The 24544-nt window shown below is 62.6% G+C and carries 27 protein-coding genes; 11 read left to right on the forward strand and 16 right to left on the reverse strand.

Annotated elements, in window-relative coordinates:
• Positions 1-72 precede the first annotated feature (72 nt).
• The 3 genes from EN943_RS17315 to EN943_RS17325 all read right to left on the reverse strand — a co-directional run bounded on the left by EN943_RS17315 (position 73) and on the right by EN943_RS17325 (position 2378).
• Positions 73-681: a transglutaminase-like cysteine peptidase gene (locus EN943_RS17315; protein ID WP_127413777.1), complete on the reverse strand. Its 609-nt coding sequence runs from the start codon at positions 679-681 to the stop codon at positions 73-75.
• 265 nt (positions 682-946) lie between these two features.
• On the reverse strand, positions 947-1564 hold the full coding sequence (locus EN943_RS17320) for a PilZ domain-containing protein (RefSeq protein WP_013531341.1): 618 nt from the start codon (positions 1562-1564) through the stop codon (positions 947-949).
• Between the two features lie 181 nt (positions 1565-1745).
• A complete protein-coding gene (locus tag EN943_RS17325; protein ID WP_127413779.1) occupies positions 1746-2378 on the reverse strand; it encodes a PAS domain-containing protein in 633 nt (210 codons plus the stop codon).
• 564 nt (positions 2379-2942) lie between these two features.
• Between EN943_RS17325 and EN943_RS17330 the strand changes: the two genes are divergently transcribed.
• Positions 2943-3986, forward strand: coding sequence for a substrate-binding domain-containing protein (locus EN943_RS17330; RefSeq protein WP_127413781.1), 1044 nt, complete (start codon positions 2943-2945; stop codon positions 3984-3986).
• A gap of 63 nt (positions 3987-4049) precedes the next feature.
• Here the strand turns inward: EN943_RS17330 and EN943_RS17335 are convergent, their stop codons facing one another.
• The 4 genes from EN943_RS17335 to EN943_RS17350 all read right to left on the reverse strand — a co-directional run bounded on the left by EN943_RS17335 (position 4050) and on the right by EN943_RS17350 (position 9101).
• Complete coding sequence (locus EN943_RS17335; RefSeq protein ID WP_127413782.1) at positions 4050-5066, reverse strand: ABC transporter permease; 1017 nt, start codon at positions 5064-5066, stop codon at positions 4050-4052.
• Complete coding sequence (locus EN943_RS17340) at positions 5063-6592, reverse strand: sugar ABC transporter ATP-binding protein (protein ID WP_245475879.1); 1530 nt, start codon at positions 6590-6592, stop codon at positions 5063-5065. Before EN943_RS17340 ends, EN943_RS17335 begins: the two co-directional genes overlap by 4 nt.
• A gap of 73 nt (positions 6593-6665) precedes the next feature.
• Positions 6666-7922 (reverse strand): hypothetical protein, encoded by a 1257-nt coding sequence (locus EN943_RS17345; RefSeq protein WP_206522777.1) that lies wholly within the window; start codon positions 7920-7922, stop codon positions 6666-6668.
• A gap of 138 nt (positions 7923-8060) precedes the next feature.
• Entirely contained in the window at positions 8061-9101 is a 1041-nt protein-coding gene (locus tag EN943_RS17350) for a substrate-binding domain-containing protein (protein ID WP_127413786.1), read from the reverse strand.
• 230 nt (positions 9102-9331) lie between these two features.
• On the opposite strand from EN943_RS17350, the gene EN943_RS17355 reads away from it, so the two are divergent.
• Both EN943_RS17355 and EN943_RS17360 read left to right on the forward strand, forming a co-directional pair.
• The gene (locus tag EN943_RS17355) at positions 9332-10090 is read left to right on the forward strand and encodes a rhomboid family intramembrane serine protease (protein ID WP_127413787.1); all 759 of its coding nucleotides are present in this window, start codon (positions 9332-9334) and stop codon (positions 10088-10090) included.
• A gap of 87 nt (positions 10091-10177) precedes the next feature.
• A complete protein-coding gene (locus tag EN943_RS17360) occupies positions 10178-10609 on the forward strand; it encodes a CBS domain-containing protein (RefSeq protein WP_023812142.1) in 432 nt (143 codons plus the stop codon).
• A 48-nt stretch (positions 10610-10657) separates the two neighbouring features.
• Here the strand turns inward: EN943_RS17360 and EN943_RS17365 are convergent, their stop codons facing one another.
• Complete coding sequence (locus EN943_RS17365) at positions 10658-10915, reverse strand: YjhX family toxin (protein ID WP_127413789.1); 258 nt, start codon at positions 10913-10915, stop codon at positions 10658-10660.
• Positions 10916-11211: 296 nt separating this feature from the next.
• On the opposite strand from EN943_RS17365, the gene gatB reads away from it, so the two are divergent.
• The 3 genes from gatB to EN943_RS17385 all read left to right on the forward strand — a co-directional run bounded on the left by gatB (position 11212) and on the right by EN943_RS17385 (position 13632).
• On the forward strand, positions 11212-12711 hold the full coding sequence (gatB, locus tag EN943_RS17375) for an Asp-tRNA(Asn)/Glu-tRNA(Gln) amidotransferase subunit GatB (RefSeq protein WP_127413790.1): 1500 nt from the start codon (positions 11212-11214) through the stop codon (positions 12709-12711).
• A gap of 4 nt (positions 12712-12715) precedes the next feature.
• Positions 12716-13204 carry a GNAT family N-acetyltransferase gene (locus tag EN943_RS17380; protein WP_127413792.1) on the forward strand — a complete coding sequence of 163 codons (489 nt, stop codon included), beginning with the start codon at positions 12716-12718 and terminating at the stop codon, positions 13202-13204.
• An 83-nt stretch (positions 13205-13287) separates the two neighbouring features.
• On the forward strand, positions 13288-13632 hold the full coding sequence (locus EN943_RS17385) for a hypothetical protein (RefSeq protein ID WP_164778229.1): 345 nt from the start codon (positions 13288-13290) through the stop codon (positions 13630-13632).
• 39 nt (positions 13633-13671) lie between these two features.
• Here EN943_RS17385 and panC read toward each other — a convergent pair whose 3' ends face one another.
• Both panC and panB read right to left on the reverse strand, forming a co-directional pair.
• Entirely contained in the window at positions 13672-14523 is an 852-nt protein-coding gene (panC, locus tag EN943_RS17390) for a pantoate--beta-alanine ligase (RefSeq protein ID WP_127413793.1), read from the reverse strand.
• Complete coding sequence (panB, locus tag EN943_RS17395) at positions 14520-15362, reverse strand: 3-methyl-2-oxobutanoate hydroxymethyltransferase (RefSeq protein WP_127413795.1); 843 nt, start codon at positions 15360-15362, stop codon at positions 14520-14522. The genes panC and panB overlap by 4 nt, the downstream gene beginning before the upstream one ends.
• 228 nt (positions 15363-15590) lie before the next feature.
• Between panB and EN943_RS17400 the strand changes: the two genes are divergently transcribed.
• From EN943_RS17400 to EN943_RS17410, 3 genes are all read left to right on the forward strand, one after another.
• Entirely contained in the window at positions 15591-15989 is a 399-nt protein-coding gene (locus EN943_RS17400) for an NADH:ubiquinone oxidoreductase subunit NDUFA12 (RefSeq protein WP_127413796.1), read from the forward strand.
• A 123-nt stretch (positions 15990-16112) separates the two neighbouring features.
• The gene (locus EN943_RS17405; protein ID WP_127413798.1) at positions 16113-16703 is read left to right on the forward strand and encodes a DUF2155 domain-containing protein; all 591 of its coding nucleotides are present in this window, start codon (positions 16113-16115) and stop codon (positions 16701-16703) included.
• Between the two features lie 75 nt (positions 16704-16778).
• The gene (locus tag EN943_RS17410; RefSeq protein WP_127260232.1) at positions 16779-17165 is read left to right on the forward strand and encodes a hypothetical protein; all 387 of its coding nucleotides are present in this window, start codon (positions 16779-16781) and stop codon (positions 17163-17165) included.
• Between the two features lie 28 nt (positions 17166-17193).
• Here EN943_RS17410 and aat read toward each other — a convergent pair whose 3' ends face one another.
• From aat to EN943_RS17440, 6 genes are all read right to left on the reverse strand, one after another.
• Positions 17194-17811 (reverse strand): leucyl/phenylalanyl-tRNA--protein transferase, encoded by a 618-nt coding sequence (gene aat / locus EN943_RS17415; protein ID WP_023812134.1) that lies wholly within the window; start codon positions 17809-17811, stop codon positions 17194-17196.
• 12 nt (positions 17812-17823) lie between these two features.
• Entirely contained in the window at positions 17824-19167 is a 1344-nt protein-coding gene (gene accC / locus EN943_RS17420) for an acetyl-CoA carboxylase biotin carboxylase subunit (protein WP_023812133.1), read from the reverse strand.
• A 10-nt stretch (positions 19168-19177) separates the two neighbouring features.
• Entirely contained in the window at positions 19178-19633 is a 456-nt protein-coding gene (accB, locus tag EN943_RS17425) for an acetyl-CoA carboxylase biotin carboxyl carrier protein (RefSeq protein ID WP_127413799.1), read from the reverse strand.
• A 26-nt stretch (positions 19634-19659) separates the two neighbouring features.
• The gene (gene aroQ, locus EN943_RS17430; protein WP_013531359.1) at positions 19660-20094 is read right to left on the reverse strand and encodes a type II 3-dehydroquinate dehydratase; all 435 of its coding nucleotides are present in this window, start codon (positions 20092-20094) and stop codon (positions 19660-19662) included.
• 149 nt (positions 20095-20243) lie between these two features.
• Entirely contained in the window at positions 20244-21047 is an 804-nt protein-coding gene (locus tag EN943_RS17435) for a DsbA family protein (protein WP_127413801.1), read from the reverse strand.
• 61 nt (positions 21048-21108) lie between these two features.
• Positions 21109-22503 carry a M48 family metalloprotease gene (locus EN943_RS17440; protein ID WP_127413802.1) on the reverse strand — a complete coding sequence of 465 codons (1395 nt, stop codon included), beginning with the start codon at positions 22501-22503 and terminating at the stop codon, positions 21109-21111.
• Positions 22504-22648: 145 nt separating this feature from the next.
• Here EN943_RS17440 and EN943_RS17445 point away from each other — a divergent pair, with 145 nt between their 5' ends.
• Positions 22649-23797, forward strand: a complete 1149-nt coding sequence (locus EN943_RS17445) for an aminotransferase class I/II-fold pyridoxal phosphate-dependent enzyme (protein WP_127413804.1) — start codon at positions 22649-22651, stop codon at positions 23795-23797.
• 118 nt (positions 23798-23915) lie between these two features.
• Positions 23916-24544, forward strand: a 629-nt coding sequence (gene glsA / locus EN943_RS17450) for a glutaminase A (RefSeq protein WP_245475880.1), incomplete at its 3' end; no start/stop codon positions are given.

Below are 24544 nucleotides of genomic sequence, written 5' to 3' on the forward strand. Positions count from 1 at the left end.
GAGACAGGGTGGGGACTCGACCGGGTTTCTCCTGAAGCGCCTTGCATTCATGCGGCGCGCTTGATCTCTGTTTTAGCGGACGCTGGCGACCGCGTCGGAGCGGCCGTCATTGATCGTCACCCAAACGCCGGAATTCTGGTCCGACTGGCGCTTAAGATAGGTGTAGTCGGTGTCCGTCCAGGACAGGACCTTGGTTTCCAGATTGTCGAGGATGAATTCTCCGAGGCTCGTGCGCACGGTCAGCACGGCGTGGCCGTCGCCATTCGGCTGGCGCGCCACCGTCATCAGCAGATTGCCGGCGGGGACGCCCGCATCCATCAACTCGCGGCGCTTTTCCAGCGCGTAATCCTCGCAATCGCCATAGCCATTGGCCGGATAGGCCCAATATTCCTCGACACCGTAGTTTTCCATGTCGGTGCGCGGCTTGATGCGGGTGTTGACCGAATTGTTGATGTTGACGATCGTCGCCCACAGTTTGCGGGTCAGTTCGACCGGCGCACCCCTGAGGGTCCGTTCGCTGCATTCGCCAGGACTGCGCTGGCAGAACTCATAATGACCAACAGGCTGGGTGGTGCGTCCGCCGGTGTGCATATAGGCCGGTCCCGCGGCATATGCTGATCCCCAAGCGGAAAGCTGCATCGCCATTGCCACCAGCAACAGCTTGCCCCTCGTTTTCTTCATTGTTGTAGTCTCCCCGTTCGAAGGAGACATTGCCACATGTGGATTTATTTGACGCAAAAGCGCGGAGTAGATATTGAGTAAAACTCCAATAGAATAAACGTAAAATTTGAATCATTTGAGTATTAATTCGTTTGGATCTTGAGGCTTCCAACTCGAGCGCGGAGGGCTCCCAGGCCCCGCCAAGAGCGGCCGAAGCATGTCATGGCGTCAAAAACAAAAAACCGGCCGCAAGGGCCGGTTCCTGGAGTGTTGCTGTCGGGCCTGCTCAGGCGCGTGGCGTATTGAATTCGGAATCGAGCGTTTCGGGGCGCTGGATCACAGCGAATTCGATGGCGACGCCGTCCTCGAAATGACGCACGACCTGCCCGCGCATGGTGCCAAGCATGACCTGTATGCCGATCGCCGGTTTGACGTCGATCTCGACCGCGGCGCCGGAGAGCGAAAGGTCGATGATGCGGCACTGGTACTGGCGGCCGTCGGTGAGCTGCAGCACGCTTGTCGGATTGCGCGGCGCGACGCGCTCGTGGCGGCGATCTTCCGGCAGGTCGAGTTCATGCTTGTTGGCGAGCCAGGTCAATTGCGCGGCCAGCTTGTCCTTCTTGCGATCCGACGCGATGACGGTCATCGCGAAACCGTCTTGCAAGGTGCGTGTGACGACACCTTCGATGCGGCCGATATGATCGATGTAGGCGATGATTTTTTCGCCAGGCATGCCGATGCGGTCGGTGCGAAACGCGACATTGCCCGGTGACATGTCGACGACCTGGCAGGGGTGTTCGGTGCGGTCTTCCAGCATGAAGCGTCCGTAAATTTTAACCCGGACGCGCTGAAAGTTACGCCTTTCAGCTTGGGACGGCGCGTAGTCGACCGCCGCTGACCTCATGACTGCCTACACCCCGTTTGGCATCCCACGCGCCGATGCGAGGAACTTCATCAGAGAAGTACAACAAAGCGGGTTAACAAAGGGGAAAAGCGGGCGCTCCGGCGTTTTCCTTTTTGCAGGCCGTTGCGCCAAAACCGCCGCGCAGTTTTGGGCGACGTGCATCAGGTCTTAAAACAGCGGACTATTCCTCGCGCCCCCCATCGAAGACGACGAGATGGCGGATGCGGCGCGCCCGGCCGAGCGCCGAGATCGTCTCGGGTGTCCCAAGTTCATCGGGAGCGAGCGAGGGAACATCGATCGCCGGGCGATTGTTCAGAAGCTCCTTCTCCGGATCTATGACGCGTATCGAATCGATCAACGCATCGGTGATCGGATCGGCACCCAGCCAGAAGGGTTTCTCCACGGCGCTGATGACGCCCAGGCAGCGCGGATTTTCGACGCCGCCGTCCAGTGGCAGGGCAAGCAGTTCGAACTTGTTGGAACGCCCGTTGCGGCTGAAGCCCTCATAGCTGATGAGCACGACCGATTTCTGCTCGAAGACGCCATGGATCAGGCGCGAGACGAGCCGCTGGTCCTTCTCGCGCCACAGCGATGGAAAGGAAAACCCCTTGAGCTCGCGGCCGTAGCAGGCGCAAAGCCTTGTGCCGGCCAGCCGGAATACGGCCTGTCCGCGCGTGTCACGTTCCAGGATAAAGGTGTCGGCCAGCAGCGACTTGATGTCGGCCGGTTCGACCTCCGAACGCTTCGGGGCAGGGCGTCCATCACGCAGACGGTTCCAATATTGGAACAGCGTGATCGATCCATTCTGGTTCATACTATGCTGCTCCGCGCAATCTGTCGTCTGATGTCCCATCGGTGAACAGAAGGGCGCCCTCCGATGACCTACATGCGTTGCGGAGCAGGAAGCGTGCCAGCGTCGTTAACACTTGTTCACGGGTCGGGGCCGTTAAGGTTAACAAGTGGTTTACGTTGCGCCGAAGCGAGCCCCGTGGCACACAAAAACCACTCCAGAAGCGGTCGTTTCGCGACGATCGGCAGCACTTCAGTCAGAGTTTTAGGGGAGCAGGGGGCTCGACCGGCCGTTCAAGGGAAACCTTGAACGGCTTCTTTTTTGATTCGCGCCAGGCGATTCGGGGTTAACGGCGGGCGTGCATTTCTGCTTGCCGACAGTGCTGGCAACCATCCCGATACACGGCATCGTCGATCGCGAGCCCCAGCGGCAACATTTGCCAACGACGCGCTTCGAAAGAGAAAAATCTGCGTTCCGGAGGGTTCCGCTGCCGCTGTACTCTTGCGAATTCGCTGCCCAAGGCGCGACGGCGGCGATCCCGCGGTCCGGAGACGTGCCTTGTCAGCGCGTTTTTCCTGGGGACCCTTCATGAAGACTTCCATTCTTGGACTGATCACCGCCAGCCTGCTCGCCTGCACCGTTCCGGCCGGGTTGGCTCACGCCGCCGGAATTGCGGGCGCTCCCGCGCCTTTCAACAAGGGCGGCGTGAAAGTGGCACTCGTCACCTTCATCTCGGCCGGCGACTTCTTCCAAGCCTATCAGGCCGGCGCCACGAAACAGGCTCGAGCGCTCGATATCGATCTCACCGTCTTTTCCGGACGCCAGGATGCGGCAGCACAGCGTGACCAGATCGAACAGGCGATCAATCTCGGTGTGCAGGCGATCATTATTGATCATGGCCAGCCGGAAGCGTTGAAGGATGTCGCGCAGAAGGCGCTCGACGCGGGCATCAAGGTCGTCGCGTTCGACGTCGATCTCGGCAACCCGAAAATCCCGCAGGTCGAGCAGTCCGATCACGAGCTTGCCAAGGCGTCGCTTGGCCAGGCGCTCAAGGACAACGGCACCTCGTTTCAGGCCGGCTATGTCTACGTTGCCGGCTTTGCGCCGCTCGACCGCCGCAACGAAATCTGGGAGGAGACCAAGAAGGCCAATCCCGGCGTTGTCGAGAAAGCACGCTGGGGAACGGTCAACGACACGACCGCCGTGTCGACAGCCGACCAGACCAAGGCGGCGTTCCAGGCCAATCCCGACATCAGTGTCGTCTTTGCCCCTTACGACGAGTTCGCGCGCGGCGTGAAACTCGCCACCGACGAGCTCGGCATCTCGAACAAGGTGAAGATCTATTCGGCCGATGTGTCGACGGCCGATATCACCGAGATCACCGCCGACGGCAGCCCATGGGTTGCCACAGCGGCCACCAATCCGGCCGTCGTCGGCGCGGTTTCGGTTCGCGCGGCGGCAAAGCTGATCGCGGGGGAGGATCCCGGCCACAACATCGTCGTCAAACCGGTTCTGCTGACACAGGAGGAGTTGCGCAAGAACGGCATCAAGACGATCGAGGATCTCGATGCCAAGCTGCCCGCTTTCGGCCAGAGCGATGCGGCAACCGCAAGCTGGATCCCCACCAACTGATCTTTTTTCTCCCCTCCCTCGTTCGCTGCGAAGGAGGGGAGAGTGCGCTTGCACCGGTGTGAACTATCGCTTCTTCCCCAGGCCGAAGGTCAGCGCCAGAGCGCCAACCAGCACGACGCCCTTGACGAAGTCCTGGGTGTAATAGGGCGCGTTCAGCATGGTGAGGCCGTTCAGGAGGACGCCGACGAAGATTGCGCCGGCCACCGTGCCGATCACATGCGGGCGACGCTTGTCGAGCACGGCATAGCCGATCAGCGAGGCCGCCACCGCATCGAGCAGAAGCGAGTTGCCGGCCGAGACGTCGCCGCGGCCGACACGCGAAGCGACGATCAGCCCTCCCAACGAAGCAAGCGTGCCGGACAGGATATAGGCCCAGAGCCGATATGCCTTGGTCGGCGCGCCGGAAAGATGCGCGGCCGTTTCGTTGCCACCGATCGCATAGAAGACGCGTCCCCAGCGCGTACGCTCCATCAGGAACCAGGCGAGCAGGGCGACGACCGCCATGACCACGACAGACAGGGGGACGGTGTCGAAGAGCCGCGACCGGCCGAGGATCAGGAAAGCCGGATCGTAAGCGCCGGGTACGGACGAGCCGTCGGGCAGCACCATGCCGGCGGTGATCGAGCGGCCGCCCGTCGGGATCAACTGCAGGCCGGCGAGCAGGAACATCGTCGCCAGCGTGGCGAGAAGATCGGGGACGCCGACGCGGACAATCAGCAGCCCGTTCAGGAGGCCGATGAAGGTGCCCATCAGCAAGACCAGCCCCATGGTCTGGGCCGCGTCCAGCTGCCAGACGACCATGGCATAGCTTGCCGCCATCACCGACGAGGCGGCGATGCTGCCCACCGAGAGATCGAAGCCGTCGGCCGACATCGTGATCGAGACCCCGACGCCGAGGATCGCCACGACCGAAACCGCCTGCAGGATGGAGAACAGGTTGGCCGAGCGGATGAAGGCGGGCTGCGCGTACCAGAAGCCGATCACCATCAGCGCCAGCAGCACGAACAGCGCGTAACGGCGCGTTTCGCGGAAAAGCGATGTGCGTTGGGCGGCCTGCTGGACCGTCGTCGGGTTCGTCATCGATGCTCTCCGGCCTTTTGGCTCTCGACCTTGCCGATCTGGTCGGTCAGCGAGCCATGGCCGTCGCCGGCCTCGTGAAGGGAATGATCGCGCATGACGAGGATGCGGTCGGCAACCTCCAGCGCTTCTTCGGTATCGCTCGTCGCGATCAGCGTGGCGGAACCGCTCTGACTGTTTCGGATTGCGGCGATCAGGTCGGCGCGGGCGCCGATGTCGACACCCTGGAAGGGCTCGTCGAGCAGCAGCAGACGGCAAGGTGCCGCCTGCCATCGGGCGAGCACGACCTTCTGCTGGTTGCCGCCGGAAAGCTCGTCTAGCGTGTCATCGGGGCCGCGCGCCTTGATGCCGAGCCGGGCGATCGCCTCGGCGGCAACCTTGCGCTCGCGCGCGACCCGCAGCAGGCCGCCCGGAAACCAGCGTCGCAGATGCGGCAGGGCAATCGTTCCGGCAATCGAGGCGCCGGGAACTTCGGGCGGCAGCAGCGACGACGCCCAGCGGTCCTCGGCGACCATGAAGACGCCGTTTTCGATCGATCGCGCCGGCCCGTTGGAAAGCCACGGTTTTCCATCGAGCACGAAGCTGCCTTGCGCCAGCGTTTCCAGACCAAAAAGCGCGCGCAGCAGCCGGCTCTTGCCCGAGCCAAGCGTGCCGGTCAGCGCGACGACCTCGCCGGAGCGCAGATCGAGATCGAAAGGCCTCGCACCGGGAATCAGTTGGGCGCCCTTGATGGAGGCGATGATTGGGGCCGTCGACGTCTCGCCGTCATGGGTAGCGGCTTCCAGCGTTCGCCCGATCATGGCCGCAACGGCGGCCGGGAAATCGATCGGTTTGGCAAAGGCGCCGACGATGCGACCGCCGCGCATGACCACGGCGCGGTCGGCGATGGCGGCAAGGTCGCCAAGCCTGTGCGAAATGTAGAGGATTGCCATGCCCCCCGCGCGCAGCCGCCGGATGATGGCGAAAAGCCGGTCCGCTTCCGTGGCCGAGAGGCTGGATGTCGGCTCGTCGAGGATGAGGACGGAAGCGTTGGCAGCGACGGCGCGGGCGATGGCGATCAATTGCCGCTCCGCCGGCCGCAGGTCGACGAAGTCGCGGTCGAGCGGCAGGTCGAGATCGATCAGCGCCGCAATAGTGCGTGCGCGCTTGCGGATCGACCCGGCCGAGACGAAGAAGCTTCCACCCGGCTGGCAAAGTTCGTCGAGCAGGAGATTTTCGGCGACCGTCAGTCCCGCAGCCCCGGCCTGATCTGTCGCCTGGTGGACAGTGGCGATGCCGGCGACCTTGGCGGCGCTGGGCGAGGCGAAGGCGACGATCTTGCCGCCCAGCTTGATCGTTCCGGCGTCGGGTACATGCGAGCCTGAAAGGATTTTCACCAGCGTCGATTTGCCTGCGCCATTGGCGCCCATCAGCGCCACCACCTCTCCGGCTGCCACGGAAAGGTCAGCCCCGGCGAGCGCGCGCGTCGGTCCAAAGGATTTTTCGATCCCGGCGACAGCGACGGCAATGGGGGCAGCGGTGAGGGACAATTGGTTCAGCCGGTTACAGGTTGAGTGAGAACTGGGAAAGGCAAGCAGGGCAGCGGGGCACGGTCGTAATTTGTCAGCCGCCATATTCCATGATCGCCAGTCCGGCATTGTAATCCGGCGAATAGACGATGCCGTTGGCGTCGACGAACACGTCGGTCGACTGGATCACTTGCGGCCGGTTCGGACGCTTGTCCACCATGCGGCTGGGAGCCGGCGGCACCAGTGCCCCGGTCTCCTTTGGGCGATAGGGATCGGAGATGTCGAAAACGCGCACGCCGGCATTCTGGTAGGTTGCAAAGATCAGCGTGTCTGACACAAAGCTGCCCGGCCGGTTCTCGTGCAGATTGTGCGGACCGAAATGTCCGCCCTTGGCGGTGTAATCGGTCTCGTCCGGGGTCGGCAGGGTCGAGATCGAAACCGGGTTCGCCGGATCGCGTATATCGAAGATCCAGGTGAGCTTGCGCCCATCCTCCTCATGGTCGAGCACGGCCTCGTCGGCGACGATGAGCAGGCCGCGTTTGAGCAGCGGCAGCGCCGAATGCGTGCCGCCACCATAAGGCGGCGACCAGTTCCTGTGGCTGATCAGTCTCGGCAGGGCAGGGTCGGCGACATCGAGGACGGTCAACCCGCCGTCGCGCCAGCAGGCATAGGCGGTATCGCCCTCGACGACCGCATGATGCAACGCATAGCGGCGGCCGTCAGCCCAGCCGGGTGTCTCGCCGCTGGCGAGATGCATGCCCGGAATCCACCAGCGGCCGGCCTCGACTGGCCGTGCCGGGTCCTGAAGATCGACGGTGAGCAGGATGTAGTCGCTGTAGCCGTCGAGAAGCGCCGAGACATAGGCGTAGCGCCCGCCGACATACCAGATGCGGTGAATGCCGATGCCGTCGACCGGGAAGAAGCCGATCTGGCGAGGCTGCGTCGGCTTCGAGATGTCGTAGATGGCCATGCCGGCCGACCAGGTCCGTGCCGCGCCCGAACCGGACGCGGTACCGATCGTCTCGCCGATCGACGTGGTGTAGTAGACCTTCTCGTCGAAGGCGAAGGCGGCGTCGGCGAACAGGTCGCGCGCATGGACGACCAGCAGCAGATCCTCATGCGTCTGCAGATGGATCGTCCAGGTATTCGGCGGCGCGGGCACGAACACGGTTCCGCCTGGATTTTTGGGATCGCGCACATCGATGATGGAGAAACCCTGAGACCAGGGATGCGCGACATAGGCGAAGCCGCGATGCACCATCACCTGCAATCCGTCCGGCCGCCCGCCCTGGTCCGAATGACCGATCAGGCGCATGTTTCTGGAATAGTCGGGGCTAGGGACAGAACTCATGATCGTCTTTCGAAAGGTCGGGCCGGCGCACATTGCTGTCGCAACGGGCGGCGTCGCAGATGCCGGTACAATCATCCCCCGGTCAGGCCGGGGGATGATTGTTTGGGTCGCTGATTTTGTGAAGGAAGGCGCTGGAGCTCAATTCGTCGCCGGAATCCACGGTGCCTTTGCGGCATCGCTGTCCTTGAAGGCCGGGAATTTTGCCTGCAGGTCCTCGATCGTCTTGATGTTGTTGTCGACGAGGTCCTTCTTGGTGACGAGCGTCGGCTGGATCAGCACCGAATGGCCGGGATCCTGGCCGGCGATCAGCTGGGCCAGAGCGCGCACCGAAGCCTCGCCAACCACGGCGGGGTTGGTTGCCGCCGTCGCCACCCATGGGCTGTTCGGTTCGAGGATGGCCTGGATGTCCGAGGTCGAGATGTCGACGCCGTAGATCTTCACCTTGTCGGCCACGCCAAGCTCATCGATGGCGAGCTTTACACCACGCGCGAACTCGTCCCATGGCGCAAAGACGACCGAAAGCGTCGGGTTGGCGGTGAGCACGGCCTTGGTCTGGTCGGCGACCGAAGCGGCAACGGTGTCGTTGACCACGCCCCAGGTGGCGACTTCCTTGATGCCTGGGTACTTCTTGCCGAAATCCTTCCACACCGCATAGCGGCGGTCGAGCGGTGCGAAGCCGGCGACATAGAGGACGCCTCCGTCGAATTTCTCGCCCTGGTCCTTGACCGCCTGGTCGAGCACGAGGCGCGCCATGTCGGCATCGGACTGCTCGACCTGCGGGATCTTGGGGTTGTCGAGGTTGGTGTCGTAGGCCACCACTGGAATGCCGGCATCAAGCGCTGCCTGTGCGACGTCCTTGATGGCTTCGGGCTGGCCGTTGTTGATGATGATGCCTTGCACGCCGAGATTGATCGCCTGCTGGATCAACTGCCGCTCGGTGTTTATGTCGTTGCGCGCCTGCGAGATGTTGGCCTCGATACCGAGCGCATCGGCCTGGCGCTTCACGCCGGCCTCGAATGCCTGGAGCCAGTCACCGGAGCCGAGGAAGCTGACGACGGCGATCTTGACGCCGCCCTTGTCGAAGGGTGCCGGCGCGCCGGATATGCCCTGCGCCGAAGCAGCGGTGGCGAGACTGGCAATGCCGGCGGCTGCCGCCAGCGAAAGTATATGCTTGATCATGTGGAGACCCCTTTGAAGTTGGCCGCATTCTAGGGAGGGGGGCCGTCGCTTCCGAGAACGCTGATTGCGAGTTTACCAAATCCCGGAGCATTTCCGCTTCGCTTCCTTTCGGTTTCGTAGCAAATGAAGACGATGCGGTGCCGGGCGTTCGCTGTTTGAGAAAACAGAATTGTTCCAACCCGGGCATCCTTGCTCTAAAGGACGCGCAGGAATTCATGGATCAGATGCGCATGAGCGAACCGGTAAATCCTTCGGACACGGAACAGATGGACGACGCGCCGCCACGACGGCGCGAGCCGGTGTTCAACCTGCCGCCCGTCGTGCTGGCGGTGATCGGCATCTGCGTCATGGTCTATCTGTTGCAGCAATATGTGTTGAGCGAATCCCAGCAGATGACATTGCTGTATGATGGGGCCTTCATCCCCGTTCTCTACACCGGGCAATACGGCTTCGACTGGTTCCTGTTTTCGCGGCCCTTCACCTACGCCTTCATGCATGGTGGCTTTGCCCATATCGCCATCAACATGGTGTGGCTCGCCGCATTTGGTTCACCATTGGCAAACCGTCTGGGGACGCTGTGGTTCGCGCTGTTCTTTGCCGCAACCGGGTTGGCTTCGGTCGCGCTTTTCTGGGCGGTGCATCCTTATGGTGAGGCGCCGTTGGTCGGGGCTTCCGGTGCGATCTCCGGCATGATGGGGGCTGCGGCGCGTTTTGGCTTCCGCACCGACCGTTCGGCCGGCAAGGCCGCCTTCGCCGGCCCTGTGCTGCCGATCGCATTCGTATTGCGCTTGCGCGGTGTCGTGATCTTCCTCGCCATGTGGATGGTCATCAATCTCGCCACCGGCCTGCTCGGTTTTGCCCCGGGGGCAGACGGCCAGATCGCCTGGGAGGCCCATATTGGCGGCTTTGTCGCCGGCTTCTTCGGCCTGCGCTGGTTCGACAGGCGGTGGCAGGCGCCCGAGTGGGAGACGACCGACCACCGCACTTGAAATGCAACCGATCACGGCGCACGATGTTCACTCTTACGTGAAGGCCGGTCGGGGCAGGAACCGGCAGGCAAAGCAGAGGAGGACGCCATGACGGTTAAGGCAATTCTCGAGAGAAAAGGCCATGACGTGTTGACGCTCGGGCCGAACGAAAAGCTGAGCGAAGCCATCCGCATCCTGGCAGAGCACAAGATCGGTGCGCTGGTCATCACCAATGGCGATCGCAAGATCGTCGGCATCCTGTCAGAGCGCGACATCGTCCGGGTTGTCGCTCGCGAAGGTGGAGCCGCGCTGGATATCGCCGTGCGTTCGGCGATGACGCCGAAGGTGAAGATCTGCAACGAAAACCACACCGTCAACGAGGTGATGGAGATCATGACCCGAGGCCGCTTCCGCCATCTGCCGGTGGAGAAGGACGGCATGCTCGACGGCATCGTGTCCATCGGCGACGTGGTCAAGCGTCGCATCGAGGATGTCGAGCGCGAGGCCGACGAGATCAGGGCCTACATCGCCACCGCCTGAGCGGTGAGGCGAACCGCCGGCCGGAGAACCGATCGGCGGAGCCGTGGTTTACCTGTTGTCGAGTTCGGAGCGGACGAGTGCGAGCCCGCGCCGAGTGATGCGGTAGGGGCCGCCTCCCGACGAAGAAACCGCCTTCTTCCGCTTCAGCTTTCGAAACATGTCGAGATCGACGTCCGGATAGTGCCAGCCGTCGCGGGTCAGGCATTTGACGGAGGCGATCCGCTGCTTCTCGTTCTTTTCGATTTCAATGCGTCCGCCCTGCGCGAGCAGGTGCAGGATGCGCTGTTCAGTGCGCGAAATATCCATGTGAGAGTTTTCCGGGAAAACAAAAAATGCCGCCGCCGCGAAGCTTCGCGGCACGGGGTTTCAGGTTTTCTGCCCTGCCTCGCCAGGAGGTCAGGGCCTTACCGGGACTGAGCGTAAGTGGACATCCACTCTCCATTAGAATGGACGTCCTATAGGCGAACGCGGCTGAAAAGGCCAGTCCGTGGCTTTGCGCTTGTGTTTTTTGGGCGCTTGTCTCTTTTGGCTGTTTGCACTAGCGAAGTTGCACACCAAAATATGCGAAACGCATTATCCGCAGTTCCAATACGCAGGCCACAATGTCCCTCATCGACACCCGCACGCCCGACGCCAAGCGCCTTGTTTCCGGCGCAACCGGCGACTGGGAGATCATCATCGGCCTCGAGGTCCATGCGCAGGTCACTTCGGAAGCAAAGCTGTTTTCGGGCGCCTCGACCGCCTTCGGCGCGCCGCCTAATGCCAATGTCAGCCTGGTCGATGCGGCGATGCCGGGCATGCTGCCGGTCATCAACGAGGAATGCGTCAAGCAGGCGATCCGCACCGGCCTCGGGCTGAAGGCGCAGATCAACCACAAGTCGGTCTTCGACCGCAAAAACTACTTCTATCCAGACCTGCCGCAGGGCTACCAGATCTCGCAGTTCAAGCAGCCGATCGTCGGCGAAGGCACAGTGATCGTTTCAGTCGGCCCGGACCGCCAGGGCGAATTCGAGGATATCGAGGTCGGCATCGAGCGGCTGCATCTGGAGCAGGATGCCGGCAAGTCGATGCACGACCAGCATGCGACCATGTCCTATGTCGATCTAAACCGCTCCGGCGTGGCGCTGATGGAGATCGTCTCCAAGCCCGACATGCGCTCAGCCGACGAAGCCAAGGCCTATGTCACCAAGCTGCGCACCATCGTGCGCTATCTCGGCACCTGTGACGGCAACATGGACGAAGGCTCGATGCGCGCCGACGTCAACGTATCGGTGCGCAAGCCTGGCGGCGAGTTTGGCACGCGCTGCGAGATCAAGAACGTCAACTCGATCCGCTTCATCGGCCAGGCCATCGATTATGAGGCGCGCCGGCAGATCGCCATTCTGGAGGATGGCGGCAAGATCGTTCAGGAGACGCGGCTGTTCGACGCCGTCAAGGGCGAGACGCGCTCGATGCGCACCAAGGAAGAGGCGCACGACTACCGCTATTTCCCCGATCCGGATCTTCTGCCGCTGGAATTCGACCAGGCTTATGTCGATGCGCTGGCCAAGGAATTGCCGGAACTGCCCGACGACAAGAAGGCGCGGCTGATCGCGTCGCTGGGTCTCTCGACCTATGACGCTTCGATCCTGGTGTCGGAAAAGTCGATCGCCGACTATTTCGAGAAGGTGGCCGCCGGCCGCGACGGCAAGCTGGCCGCCAACTGGGTCATCAACGATCTGCTCGGACAACTGAACAAGGCGGGCAAGGACATTGAAAACGCTCCGGTTTCGCCCGACCAGCTCGGGGCGGTCATCGACCTGATCAAGGATGGCACCATCTCCGGCAAGATCGCCAAGGACCTGTTCGAGATCGTCTGGAACGAGGGCGGCGATCCGCGCCAACTGGTCGAAAGCCGTGGCATGAAGCAGGTCACCGACACCGGTGCCATCGAGAAGGCCGTCGACGAGGTAATCGCAGCCAACCCCGACAAGGTCGAACAGGCACGCGCCAAGCCGAGCATGGCCGGTTGGTTCGTCGGCCAGGTGATGAAGGCGACCGGCGGCAAGGCCAACCCGCAAGCCGTCAACGACCTCGTCAAGGCCAAGCTGGGCATCGAGTAGGGCGGTGTTTGTCCGCACCGCAGGTGAACGCGACCTTGCCGCCGTGCGGACGCTGCTGGTGGAAACCTGGCATGCGACCTATGACGCCATTTATGGCGCTGCCAAAGTCACCGAGATCACCGATGAATGGCACTCGATCGCTTCGCTCCGCTCGCGGCTGACACGGTCGAATTCGGAATTCCTGGTGGCCGATGATGGCAAGCGCATCGGCGGCATGGCTTTCGCCGCCGCCACCGCCGATGCGAAAATCATCCTGCTGAACCAGCTCTATGTCCATCCGGACTGCCAAAGGCGCGGGATCGGGCAGGCACTGCTCGACGAGGTCGAGGCCAGTTTCCCGGAAGCGCGAACGCTGCGCGTCGAGGTCGAGGAGGCCAATGGCGGCGCCATCGCCTTCTATCGGTCGAAAGGGTTCTTGCCTGTCAGTGCCGCCGAGCAGTCCCGTGATACCTCAAGGCCGACGACGCTGAGTTTCGAGAAGTCGCTCGGATAGATTGCCACCGGGATGAATAGAGCGATCCGGCCATGCGTCATCCCGGCATTTGCCGTGCCGGCTCACGACGGATATGCAAGGGCATGACCAAACTGTCCCGCATTACAGCGCTGGCGCTGCTCGCCATCATCATTTTCGCGACCTTGTCGCCGATCCAGATGCGGCCGCACCTCGCCGAAGCGAATGTTGAGCGTGCCTTGGCTTATGTCCTGTTGGGCTTCGCCCTGGCGCTCGGCTTCCCCAACCGACTGTATCAAGTCGTGATCTTTGTGGCTGTGATCGCCGGAATGCTGGAACTGCTGCAGCTCATTGATCCCGGTCGCCATGCACGCCTCATCGATGCATTGGTGAAAGCCTTTGCCGGGGTGGTTGGGATCGTCGCGGGACACCTGATCGTCAGGGCCGGCGGACAAAAGAGCGAGAGCTAGGCGCGGCAGCAATCCGCCGCAGAGGATCGAGCCTTCGCGCTAGGCAGCGGGAACCCCCACATTGTCGATCAGCCTGGTCTTGCCGAGCCATGCTGCTGCGAGAAGACGCCCTTCGCGGTTTCGATGCCATGGCGCAAGCGTCAGGCTTTCGCGGACCTCGACATAGTCGACTTTCTGGAAACCGGCGGCGATGAGGTCGCGGCTGGCCTCTTCGGTTGCGGCGTTCTGGTGGGCACCTGCCGCCAGAGCCACTGCCGTTTTGCGCAATATCACGTTGAGCTGGCGGGCGATCTTCAGTTCGGCCTCACTGAGATAGGCGTTGCGTGACGACATGGCGAGACCATGGGCGTCGCGTATCGTTGGCGCGCCGATGATCTCGACGGGCAGGTCGAGATCGCCACAGAGCTGTCTGACGACGCAAAGCTGCTGGTAGTCCTTCTCACCGAAGACCGCACAGTCGGGCGTTGCCTGCAGGAGGAGCTTTGCCACCACGGTGGCGACGCCTTCGAAAAAAGTCGGCCGAAAGTCCGATTCGAGCCCGGCGGAGGGGCCGCCGACCGAGATTTTCGTGGCGAAGCCGGCGGGATACATTTCGCCAACCGTCGGTGTGAAGGCAAGATCGGCCTTTGCCGCGCCGAGCCGGTCGAGATCGCGGGCGAGTTGGCGCGGGTACTTGTCGAGGTCTTCGCTCGGCGCGAACTGTGTCGGGTTGACAAAGATCGACACGACGCAGCGCTCGGCTTTTTCGAGCGCGATCCTGACCAGCGAGATGTGCCCGTCATGCAATGCGCCCATGGTAGGCACCATGGCGACACGAAGGCCGTCGCGCCGCCAGTCACGGACTTGCGAGCGAAGTGCGGTAACGCTGTCGACGACGACGGGTTGGCTCATGCGTCATCCCTGCTCTTTGTCGCCGAAAAGACATGGCCGGGGCCGGGGAATGTCCGGCTTCGCACCTCGGCTGCGTAGGTTTCGGTGGCATGCGAGATCACGCTGCGCAGATCGGCATATTCCTTGACGAATTTTGGCACCCGTTCGACGGTGAGCCCGACCATGTCGTCGATGACCAGGATCTGGCCGTCGCAGTCACCGCTGGCGCCGATGCCGATGGTGGGGATGGCGATGCGGCGGGTTATATCGGCGGCGACGGTCTCGACCGTCCCTTCGATGACCACCGAGAATGCGCCGGCCTTCTCGACGGCAAGCGCATCGTCAACCAGAGCCGCAACAGCGTCCTCGGTGCGGCCCTTGATCTTGTAGCCGCCGTCCTTCTCGACCGATTGCGGCTGCAGGCCGATATGTCCCATGACCGGAATGCCGGCGGCGACGATGGCCGCGATCTGGCTGGTCATGTTGACGCCGCCTTCGAGCTTCACCGCCTGGCAGCCGGTCTCATTGACGACCCGCCGCGCCGAGGCAACGGCTTGTGTCGCCGAAGCCTCATAGGTGCCAGCCGGCAGGTCGACGACGACGCAGGCACTGTCCGAGCCGCGCATCACGGCTTGTCCATGTGCGATCATCATCTCCAGCGAGGCGCCCAGCGTCGTCTTGTGGCCATGCAGGACCATGGCGACACTGTCGCCGACCAGAAGCAGGTCGACATGGTCATCGAGCAGACGGGCGATAGGATAGGTATAGGCGGTCAGGCAAACGATCGGCACGCCGCCCTTGCGGCGGCGAATCGCCTCAGCGCTGATGCGGATGTCGGTGGTCGGCAATTCCGTGGCCAATCGTCACCTCCCTCGGCCTCAAGCCGGACTGGATACAAGCATGGGCGCGCTGAGCTTTAGAAATACCGCAAAGGCTTGGCAAGCGTGCATGCAGCGACCGGGAGGATCACAGGCTTGTGTCGGGTTTCCGCCAAGCCATTTGCGCGCACGCCGTGGCAAAAGCCTTGCCTTCGGCAAGGCCTGACGCCATAAGCAGGAAACGGGCGCTGCCGGCGCGAGGGTTTTGAAATGAAGACTTTCCTTACGCAGTTTTTCACCTGGTGGAACAGCCAGACGATAGGAACCCGCCTGCACACGTGGCGGTATGGCAAGAAGATCGGCCAGGACGAAACGGGTAACGTCTACTACGAAGGCGGCATCGATTCGGAAGGCCGCACGCGCCGCTGGGTCATCTACCGCAATTATTCGGAAGCTTCGGCGATACCGCCCGGCTGGCACGGCTGGATGCACCACCGTGTCGACGTCGCGCCGTCCGGCGAGGACTACAAGCCGCGCGATTGGCAGAAGCCGCATCAGCCCAATCTGACCGGCAGCCCGGCGGCCTATCGCCCGAAGGGCTCGGTGCTGACCAATCAGCACCGCCCGCAGGTCACCGGCGACTACGATGCCTGGACACCCGGGTCGTAGCGACAGGGTGCAAGCCGGTCCTTTATCGCCACAATTGGTGTTTAGCTGCTTGCTGATCAGAAAACGGCGACTAGCCTTGGCGATCGACAGAATCACCCGGGCGCGAACCACCGGTATCTTTGCATGAGCTTTCCTTACTCTATATCGGCCAGTCTGGCGCTAGCCGCCGGTCTTGCCGTCAGCACCGTGGCCCTCGCCGCTTCGCCTGAGCCCGCGGCACCCGCGCCGGCGCTGCCGGCCGGAGCGGACCGGGTCACCAATGCCGTTGCCGAGTTTGCCGGTATCGACAAGATCACCGGCCGCATCATCACCTTCGATGTCTATATCGACGAGACGGTGCAGTTCGGTGCTTTGCAGGTGACGCCGCGCGTCTGCTATTCGCGGCCACAGACCGAAGAGCCGAAGACCGATTCCTTCGTCGAGGTCGACGAGATCACGCTGGACCGCAAGATCCGCCGCATCTTCACCGGCTGGATGTTTGCCGAAAGCCCCGGCCTCAATGCCGTCGAGCATGCCGTCTACGACGTCTGGCTGAAGGCCTGCAAGCAGAAGTCGGATGTGCCGGCGCCCGACGGTGCCAAGGGTGACGCAACCAAAGCGGACGTCCCCAAGCCCGCCGCAGCCAAACCGAAAGCCGCGACCACTCCGGACGTCACAGCGCCTGATGTGACGGAGCCGGACGCTTCGGAACCCGATACCACCGACACCAACTGATCCCCCGGAACCGTCCTGGCCACAATGCGTTGGGCCACGGACGAGCGCGCATTTATGCGCAAGGAGGATCTTCCGATGTCAGACAGCAAACGGATCACGGCTGGCAAGGCCGAACTGCTCGAACTCGAAAAGGGGTTCTGGACGGGCGACGCGGCCTATTACGCTGCCAATGCGGACACCGAATGCCTGGTGGCATTTCCGCAGATGGCACAGGCGATGGACAATGCGGATCTCGCCAAGACCGCAACCAACCCCAACCGCTGGCGGGACCTCAAGATCGACCTCAAGGGTATTATCGAGCCGGGCAGCGACATCATCATGCTGACCTACGAGGCACATGCGACACGCGAGAACGGCGAACCCTACGCCGCGCTGGTCAGCACCGGCTATGTCCATCGCGTCAACGGCTGGAAGATGATGTTCCATTCGCAGACGCCATTGGAAGCCGCCACCGGGAAGTAGGCTCAATCCTCAGGGATAGAATTGGGCGTCAGGGATAGAATACGGCTTCGCCCTTCAACGCGTCGGCGAGCATCTTCTCATACTTGCCGCGCGGCACGTCGACCGCGCCGAAGCGCTTGAGGTGCTCGGTGGTGAACTGGGTATCAAGTAACGCGAAGCCGCGCGCCTTCAACCGCTCGACGAGATAGAAAAGGCAGGTTTTTGACGCGTCCGTCTCCCTGGCGAACATGCTCTCGCCAAAAAACACCCGGCCGAGCGACACGCCATAGAGGCCGCCGACCAGCCGGTCCTCGCGCCACGCTTCGACAGAATGACAATGGCCTATCCGATGCAGTTCGACATAGGCTTCGCGGATCGGCGCATTAATCCAGGTCGAGCGCCGTTCCACGCGCTTTTCTGCGCAGCCGTCGATGGTGGCTTCGAAATCGAAATCGAAACGAATGTCGAAGGGGTTCTTCTTGATCGTTTTCCGGAGGCTTTTCGGTGCGTGAAAACCATCGAGCGGAATGATGCCGCGCGTCTCCGGCCGCACCCAGAACACCTCCGGGTCGCCGGCACTTTCGGCCATCGGGAAGACGCCCGAGGCGTAGGCCTTGAGCAGCAGATCGGTGGGGATGCGATAGCCGGGCGCGTAGGGGCGGGTCATCGCGTCTCCGCGCTACTCTTCCTTGGCCAGGTATTTTTCCAGCCAGTGGATGTCGTAGTCGCCATTGGCGATGTCGGCATTGCCGACGAGATCGCGAAACAGCGGCAGCGTCGTCTTGATACCGTCGACGACGAACTCGTCCAGGGCGCGGCGCAGGCGCATCATGCACTCGACGCGGTTACGCCCATGCACGATCAGCTTGCCGATCAGGCTGTCGTAGTATGGCGGGATCTTGTAGCCGGAATAGACGCCGGAATCGACGCGGATGCCGAGACCACCCGGTGTGTGGAAATGGGTGATCGTGCCGGGCGAGGGGGTGAAGGTGCGCGGGTCCTCGGCGTTGATGCGGCATTCGATGGCGTGGCCGTTGAACTTGATGTCCTCCTGCTTCACCGAGAGGCCGCCGCCGGAGGCGACGCGGATCTGCTCGTGCACGAGGTCGATGCCGGTGATCGCTTCCGTCACCGGATGCTCGACCTGCAGGCGCGTGTTCATCTCGATGAAGTAGAACTCGCCATTCTCGTAGAGGAACTCGATCGTGCCGGCGCCGGAATAGCCTAGGTCGGCGATCGCCTTGGCGCAGATGCCGCCGATACGGGCGCGCTCTTCGGCATTGAGGGCGGGCGAGGGCGCCTCTTCCCAGACCTTCTGGTGGCGGCGCTGCAAGGAACAGTCGCGCTCGCCGAAATGCACGCCACGGCCAAAACCGTCACCGAACACCTGGACTTCGATATGGCGCGGCTTTTCCAGGTATTTCTCTATGTAGACGGCATCGTCGCCGAAGGCGGCACCGGCTTCCGTGCTCGCCGTCTGCAGGGCGATCTCCAGGTCAGCCTCGGTGAGGGCGACCTTCATACCGCGCCCGCCACCGCCGGCCGATGCCTTGATGATCACGGGATAGCCGATCTCGGCGGCGATGCGCCTGGCTTCCTTCTGATCGGTGACGGCGCCGTCGGAACCGGGCACAACCGGAATACCGAGGCGCTTGGCGGTTCGCTTGGCCTCGATCTTGTCGCCCATGATGCGGATATGGTCGCCGGACGGACCGATGAAGGTGATGTTGTGCGCGGCCAGTATGTCGGCGAACTTGGCGTTCTCCGACAGGAAGCCGTAGCCCGGATGCACGGCGTCGGCGCCGGTGATTTCGCAGGCCGCAACGATCTGATGGATGTTGAGATAGCTGTCGCGAGATGGCGGCGGACCGATGCAGACGCTCTCGTCCGCGAGCCGCACATGCATGGCGTCGGCATCGGCGGTCGAATGCACCACCACCGTCTGGATGCCGAGTTCCTTGCAGGCGCGCAGCACCCGGAGGGCGATTTCGCCGCGATTGGCGATGAGGATCTTCTGAAACATCAGGCCCGCTCTACTCGATCACGACGAGCGGCATGCCATATTCGACCGGCTGCGAATCCTCGAAAAGGATCGCGGTCACCGTGCCGGCGCGTGGCGAGGGGATCTGGTTCATCGTCTTCATTGCTTCGATGATCAGCAGCGTCTGGCCTTCCTTGACCTTCTGGCCGACTTCGATGAAGGCCTTGGCGTCCGGCGACGGCGCCAGGTAGGCCGTGCCGACCATCGGTGAGGTGACCGCATTCTTGGAAAGGTCTGCAACAACGGGCACAGCAACGGCGGCGGCTTGTGCTGCCGGCGCATAGGCCGGCTGCGGCGCCGCGATTGCATGAACAGCCGGCGCCTGCCGTGAGACGCGCACCTTCAGGTCGCCCAGTTCAACCTCGATCTCGGTGAGGTTGGTGTCGTTCAGTATGCCCGCCAGATCGCGGATCAGTTGCTGGTCAACACCGGTCTTCTTTATCGACATTTTCGAGCCTTCTGTTTGTTGGCCGGTCATAGGCGTGCGGCCAGCGCCTGTAGCGCCAGTGTATAGCCGAGCGGCCCAAAGCCACAGATCATGCCGACGGCGACCGGCGCGACCATGGAGACGTGGCGGAATGGTTCCCGCGCATGGATGTTGGAAAGATGAACTTCGGCCACCGGCAACGGCGCGACGGCGCGGATGGCGTCGTGGATGGCAATCGAGGTGTGGCTGTAGGCGCCCGGATTGATGACGATGCCGACAGCCTTGTCGCCAGCTTCCTGAATCCAGTCGACAAGGTCGCCCTCATGGTTCGACTGGCGGAAATCGATCTCGAACCCCAGCGCCGTGCCTGCCTGCTTGCAGTCGTCGGCGATCGCGGCAAGCGTCTTGCCGCCATAGATGCCCGGCTCGCGCTTGCCGAGCGCGTTGAGATTGGGACCGTTCAGGACGAAAACCGTTTTCAAAAAAGCCGACCTTTCCCGGCGCCGTCATCAAGCCGGCGCGCTGGGCCCTCTATAATGGGCATAGCCGCCCGCGGAAAGAGCGCAAGTGCGTTCTTTCACTGTCCACAACAGGCGGAAATGTGCCCGTGAGAAATAGCTGGCGAGCAAGATCAGAGCGCGGCTTTCGCCGCCTCGATCTTTTCAGCCAGCACTTCCTGCCCGAGCGCCCCGAACACCACCTCGTTGCCGACGACATAGGACGGGGTTCCGGTGATCGCCAGCTTGTTGGCAAGATCGTAGGTCTTGGCGAGGGCCTCGTTGATTGTCGGGTCCTTCATCTTCTCGCGCAGCGTCGCTTCGTCGGCGCCGAGCGACAGCGCGACCTTCATGGCCGCCGCCTCGGTGGCGCGTCCCTGGCCGCCGAGCAACGCATTGTGGAACTCGCCGTACTTTTCCGGGTGCATCAGGTGGAAGGCCATCGAGACCACGCTCGCCTTCTGTGAATCCGGTCCGAGGATGGGGAATTCCTTGAGCACGAAACGCAGGTCCGGATCGGTCTTGGTCAGCGCCTGCATGTCGTCGATGGCGCGTTTGCAGAAGCCGCAATTGTAGTCGTAGAACTCGACGATGGTGACCTTGCCGTTCGGATTGCCGACGACGCCGTCGAAGGCGGAGTTGAAGATCTGGTCCTTGGCATCCTTGATCACGCCGAGATGAGCGATGCGCTGCTCTTCCTTCTGCTTGGCTTCAAGCGCATCCTGGACCTCCAGGAGGACTTCCGGGTTTTTCAACAAATAGTCGCGGATGATGCCTTCGACCTCGGTGCGGTCGATCTTGGTATCGGCCGCCGCCGTCTCGACCGGCAGCGCGGTACCGGCCTTGGCGATCTGCGTGTTTCCGGCAACGAATCCGAAAGCCAGCATGGCCAGAGCGACCGCAACCCCCGTGGTGCCCAGCAGCAGTGCCTTTTTCATCGTTCCTGTTCCTTCTACCTGTTTTCCGGTCTGGCTATGTCGTGGCGCGCGGCCGGAAGGTTCACTTGATCTTGGTTGATGGCTTGTAGTTTATGATATCCTGGGCGCGAAGCCAGCGTGGCTCGCCGCGTTTCATCTGCTGCTGCGCCCGCATGGCGAAAATCTTCGCATCCTTGTAGTTGCCGGAATAGAAATGGCTTTCGGCGGTGGCAAGTTCCGCGCCAGGTATGTCGCCCAACTCGCCATAGGCCTGTGCCAGATAGCGATATCCGGCTGAATTTTCCTTGTCGCGACCGAGGCCATTGTTGATCTGCACGACGGCTTTTTTGAGGGAGTCGGGCGTGCCGACGGCCATCAGCGCCTGGCCCACGGAGACCGGCAGCAGACCGGACCGAGCCGAATCGAGGCTGACTGCCTTGGCATAAGCGTCCGCAGCTTCCTTGGGTTTGTTTGCCTTCATCAGGATGTCGCCGCGCAGTTCCTGGAAGTAGGGGTTCTTGGGCTGCGCTTTGATCAGTGCATTGGTCTTGGCGAGAGCGGCGGCGATGTTGCCGAACAGGTAGGTCGACTGGGCGTCGCCGTATTGCGCGGCGAGGGTTCCTTGCATCTTTCGCATCAGCCGCGACGCGGCCGCCTGGCCTTCCATGTAGACGGCGATCTTCACCCGCATCATGTCATGGCGCTGCTGCAGCGCGGGCGGGTCCGGCCTGTCGACATTGGGATCCTGTTTCACCAGCACTTCGAGGTTGGCGATGCGGTCCTGCGGCATTGGATGGCTGATCCGATACGGATCGACCTGGGCGCCCGAAAGCGACAGTGCGGTCTGGAAGCGGCGGAATGTCTTCAGCATGCCCATGCCGGACTGGCCGGTGGCGTTGAGATAGGTGATCGCCGAGCGGTCGGCCGTCATCTCCTCGGTGCGCTGATAAGCGAGGATGCTGCGCTGTGCCATCTCGCCGCCGCCAGCGGCCATGCCCATGCCAGCGCCGGCGAGACCGCGGCTGCTGGTTGTGGCACCGGCGACAATGGCGCCGGCGCCAAGCAATGTCGCGATGACGGCCATCGTCTTGGCTCGTTCGAGCTGGTCGCGCAGCTTCTGCTGGTGGCCGCCGGCGATATGACCGGCTTCATGCGCGATGACGCCGATGATCTCGTTGGGCGTTTCGGCCGTCATCAGCGCGCCGGTGTTGATGAACAGCCGGCGCCCGGTGACGAAGGCGTTGAAACTCTGGTCGTTGACCAGAACAATGTCGATGCCGTCATTCGCCAGGCCGGCCGCCCTGAAGATCGGCCGCGCGTAATCGCGCACCAGCGCCTCGATCTCGGCGTCGCGCACCACCGGCACGTTCTGGGCAAAGGCGCTGACCGAGCTCGCCATTGCAACGGTAACGCCAAGCGAAAGCGTCGCGAAGACGCGCGCTGCCTGGGCAATCGTCGATCTGGGTCGGCTCAACATGATGGCTCCACTGGTAGACGAGCGGGCGAAAGATGAAAAGTCGGCGCCGGAAACTTCCTCAACTTGTGATCCTCACATCAATCGGGCATTTGTGCGGCACATGCGTCAGTGCCTGGCGCCGTCAGTCATCGGGAATACTGGTTAAATGGTCGTTTCGCTCTCACGCCGTGGCAATGTCGAGCCCTTCCATGCCATGGACATTCTGGCGGAGGCAAATCGGCTGAAGTCCCAGGGCGTGCCGGTTGTTTCGATGGCCGTCGGCCAGCCCTCCGATCCCGCACCGGTTCTGGTTCGCGCCGCAGCCGCCAAGGCGCTGCAGGATGGACACATCGGCTACACCGACGCGCTGGGACTGGCAGGTTTGCGCAAGGCGATCGCCGGACACTACGCCGATCACTACGGGCTTGATATCGAGCCCGGCCGGATCGCGGTGACCACCGGGTCGTCGGCCGCCTTCAACCTCGCCTTCCTGGCGATGTTCGATCCGGGTGACCGCGTCGCCATCGCGGCACCCGGCTATCCCGCTTACCGCAACATCATGGCCGCACTCGGCATCGAGGTGGTCGAGATCGAGCTCGGCGACGCCGCCTACCTGCATGCCGGCCATCTGGAGGCCGCGCATCGTGAAAAGCCGCTGAAAGGCGTTCTCTTCGCCAGTCCCGCCAATCCAACCGGCGCGGTCATACCGGCCGACGAACTGGCCGCCCTGGTGAGAACGGCGCAAGACCTCGGCATCGCCATCATCTCCGACGAAATCTACCATCGGCTGGCCTATGCCGCCCCCGACACCACGGCGCTTGCCTATGGCGGCGATGTGACGGTGATCAATTCGTTCTCCAAATATTACTGCATGACCGGTTGGCGCATCGGCTGGATGGTGCTGCCGCAAGACCTGGTGCGGCCGGTCGAGCGCGTCGCCCAGAGCCTCTACATCTCGCCGCCGGAATTGTCGCAGATCGCCGCGATCGAAGCGTTCAGGGCGACTGAGGAGCTGGAAGCGGTCAAGGGCCGCTATGCCTGGAATCGCGAGCTCCTGATGAAACGCCTGCCGGAGCTCGGCTTTCCGCTGGCGGCGCCCATGGACGGCGCCTTCTATGCCTTCTGTGACGTCACCAGGCATACCAATGACAGCATGGCCTTCGCGCGAAAAATGCTGGCCGAGGCACATGTTGCAGCAACGCCCGGCCGCGACTTCGATACCCTGGCGGGGCACCGGACCATGCGTTTCTCCTACGCCGGCAGCCATGACGACATGGTCGAGGCGATGGCGCGCATCGAACGTTGGTTGAGGTAGCACCATGCCGGAACTCGAACAGGCCTCCAAACTTGATCAGGCCTCCAAACTTGATCAGGCCCCCAAACTTGATCAGGCCCCCAAACTTGATCAGGCATTGGCCGAAGTCGCAGCCGAAATGGCCGATCGCACCGATCGCGGTGACGTCGCTTCCTACATCCCGCAGCTGGGCAAGGTCGATCCGAAGAAATTCGGCATCGCGGCGGTCACCAATGACGGCCGCGTGCTGACGGCGGGGGACGCCGACCAGGCCTTTTCCATCCAGAGCATCTCGAAAGTGTTCACCCTGACACTGGCGCTCGGCAATGTCGGCGACGCGCTGTGGCAGCGGGTCGGGCGCGAACCGTCAGGCAATCCATTCAACTCGATCGTGCAGCTCGAGCATGAGAACGGCATTCCGCGCAATCCGTTCATCAATGCCGGCGCCATCGTCATTTCCGACATCCTGCTTGCCGGTCACCAGCCGCGCGAGGCGATCGGCGAGATCCTGCGCTTCATCCAGTTCCTCGCCGACGACGAGACGATCATCATCGATCGCGAGGTCGCGGCGTCCGAACGGGCCACCGGCTACCGCAATTTTGCACTTGCCAACTACATGAAATCCTTCGGTAATCTCCACCATGCGCCGGAGCTGGCGCTGGGCGTCTACTTCCACCATTGCGCCATCGCCATGAGTTGCCGACAACTGGCGCTCGCCGGCCGCTTCCTCGCCAATGGCGGCAAGAACCCGGCGACCGGGCATAGCGT

The sequence above is a fragment of the Mesorhizobium sp. M7A.F.Ca.US.006.01.1.1 genome (genome assembly GCF_003997935.1).
Taxonomy (GTDB): domain Bacteria; phylum Pseudomonadota; class Alphaproteobacteria; order Rhizobiales; family Rhizobiaceae; genus Mesorhizobium.

What these genes read in the sequence shown, in the direction of transcription:
- EN943_RS17405 (WP_127413798.1), top strand. Translation starts at nt 16,113, where the DNA reads ATGAGCTTTCCTTACTCTATATCGGCCAGTCTGGCGCTAGCCGCCGGT.
- EN943_RS17400 (WP_127413796.1), top strand. Translation starts at nt 15,591, where the DNA reads ATGAAGACTTTCCTTACGCAGTTTTTCACCTGGTGGAACAGCCAGACG.
- EN943_RS17320 (WP_013531341.1), bottom strand. Translation starts at nt 1,564, where the DNA reads ATGAGGTCAGCGGCGGTCGACTACGCGCCGTCCCAAGCTGAAAGGCGT.
- EN943_RS17335 (WP_127413782.1), bottom strand. Translation starts at nt 5,066, where the DNA reads ATGACGAACCCGACGACGGTCCAGCAGGCCGCCCAACGCACATCGCTT.
- EN943_RS17445 (WP_127413804.1), top strand. Translation starts at nt 22,649, where the DNA reads ATGGTCGTTTCGCTCTCACGCCGTGGCAATGTCGAGCCCTTCCATGCC.
- gatB (WP_127413790.1), top strand. Translation starts at nt 11,212, where the DNA reads ATGTCCCTCATCGACACCCGCACGCCCGACGCCAAGCGCCTTGTTTCC.
- accC (WP_023812133.1), bottom strand. Translation starts at nt 19,167, where the DNA reads ATGTTTCAGAAGATCCTCATCGCCAATCGCGGCGAAATCGCCCTCCGG.
- EN943_RS17385 (WP_164778229.1), top strand. Translation starts at nt 13,288, where the DNA reads ATGACCAAACTGTCCCGCATTACAGCGCTGGCGCTGCTCGCCATCATC.
- EN943_RS17435 (WP_127413801.1), bottom strand. Translation starts at nt 21,047, where the DNA reads ATGAAAAAGGCACTGCTGCTGGGCACCACGGGGGTTGCGGTCGCTCTG.
- EN943_RS17330 (WP_127413781.1), top strand. Translation starts at nt 2,943, where the DNA reads ATGAAGACTTCCATTCTTGGACTGATCACCGCCAGCCTGCTCGCCTGC.
- EN943_RS17350 (WP_127413786.1), bottom strand. Translation starts at nt 9,101, where the DNA reads ATGATCAAGCATATACTTTCGCTGGCGGCAGCCGCCGGCATTGCCAGT.
- accB (WP_127413799.1), bottom strand. Translation starts at nt 19,633, where the DNA reads ATGTCGATAAAGAAGACCGGTGTTGACCAGCAACTGATCCGCGATCTG.
- EN943_RS17410 (WP_127260232.1), top strand. Translation starts at nt 16,779, where the DNA reads ATGTCAGACAGCAAACGGATCACGGCTGGCAAGGCCGAACTGCTCGAA.
- EN943_RS17315 (WP_127413777.1), bottom strand. Translation starts at nt 681, where the DNA reads ATGAAGAAAACGAGGGGCAAGCTGTTGCTGGTGGCAATGGCGATGCAG.
- EN943_RS17345 (WP_206522777.1), bottom strand. Translation starts at nt 7,922, where the DNA reads ATGAGTTCTGTCCCTAGCCCCGACTATTCCAGAAACATGCGCCTGATC.
- EN943_RS17325 (WP_127413779.1), bottom strand. Translation starts at nt 2,378, where the DNA reads ATGAACCAGAATGGATCGATCACGCTGTTCCAATATTGGAACCGTCTG.
- EN943_RS17440 (WP_127413802.1), bottom strand. Translation starts at nt 22,503, where the DNA reads ATGTTGAGCCGACCCAGATCGACGATTGCCCAGGCAGCGCGCGTCTTC.
- EN943_RS17365 (WP_127413789.1), bottom strand. Translation starts at nt 10,915, where the DNA reads ATGGATATTTCGCGCACTGAACAGCGCATCCTGCACCTGCTCGCGCAG.
- EN943_RS17355 (WP_127413787.1), top strand. Translation starts at nt 9,332, where the DNA reads ATGAGCGAACCGGTAAATCCTTCGGACACGGAACAGATGGACGACGCG.
- panC (WP_127413793.1), bottom strand. Translation starts at nt 14,523, where the DNA reads ATGAGCCAACCCGTCGTCGTCGACAGCGTTACCGCACTTCGCTCGCAA.
- EN943_RS17360 (WP_023812142.1), top strand. Translation starts at nt 10,178, where the DNA reads ATGACGGTTAAGGCAATTCTCGAGAGAAAAGGCCATGACGTGTTGACG.
- aat (WP_023812134.1), bottom strand. Translation starts at nt 17,811, where the DNA reads ATGACCCGCCCCTACGCGCCCGGCTATCGCATCCCCACCGATCTGCTG.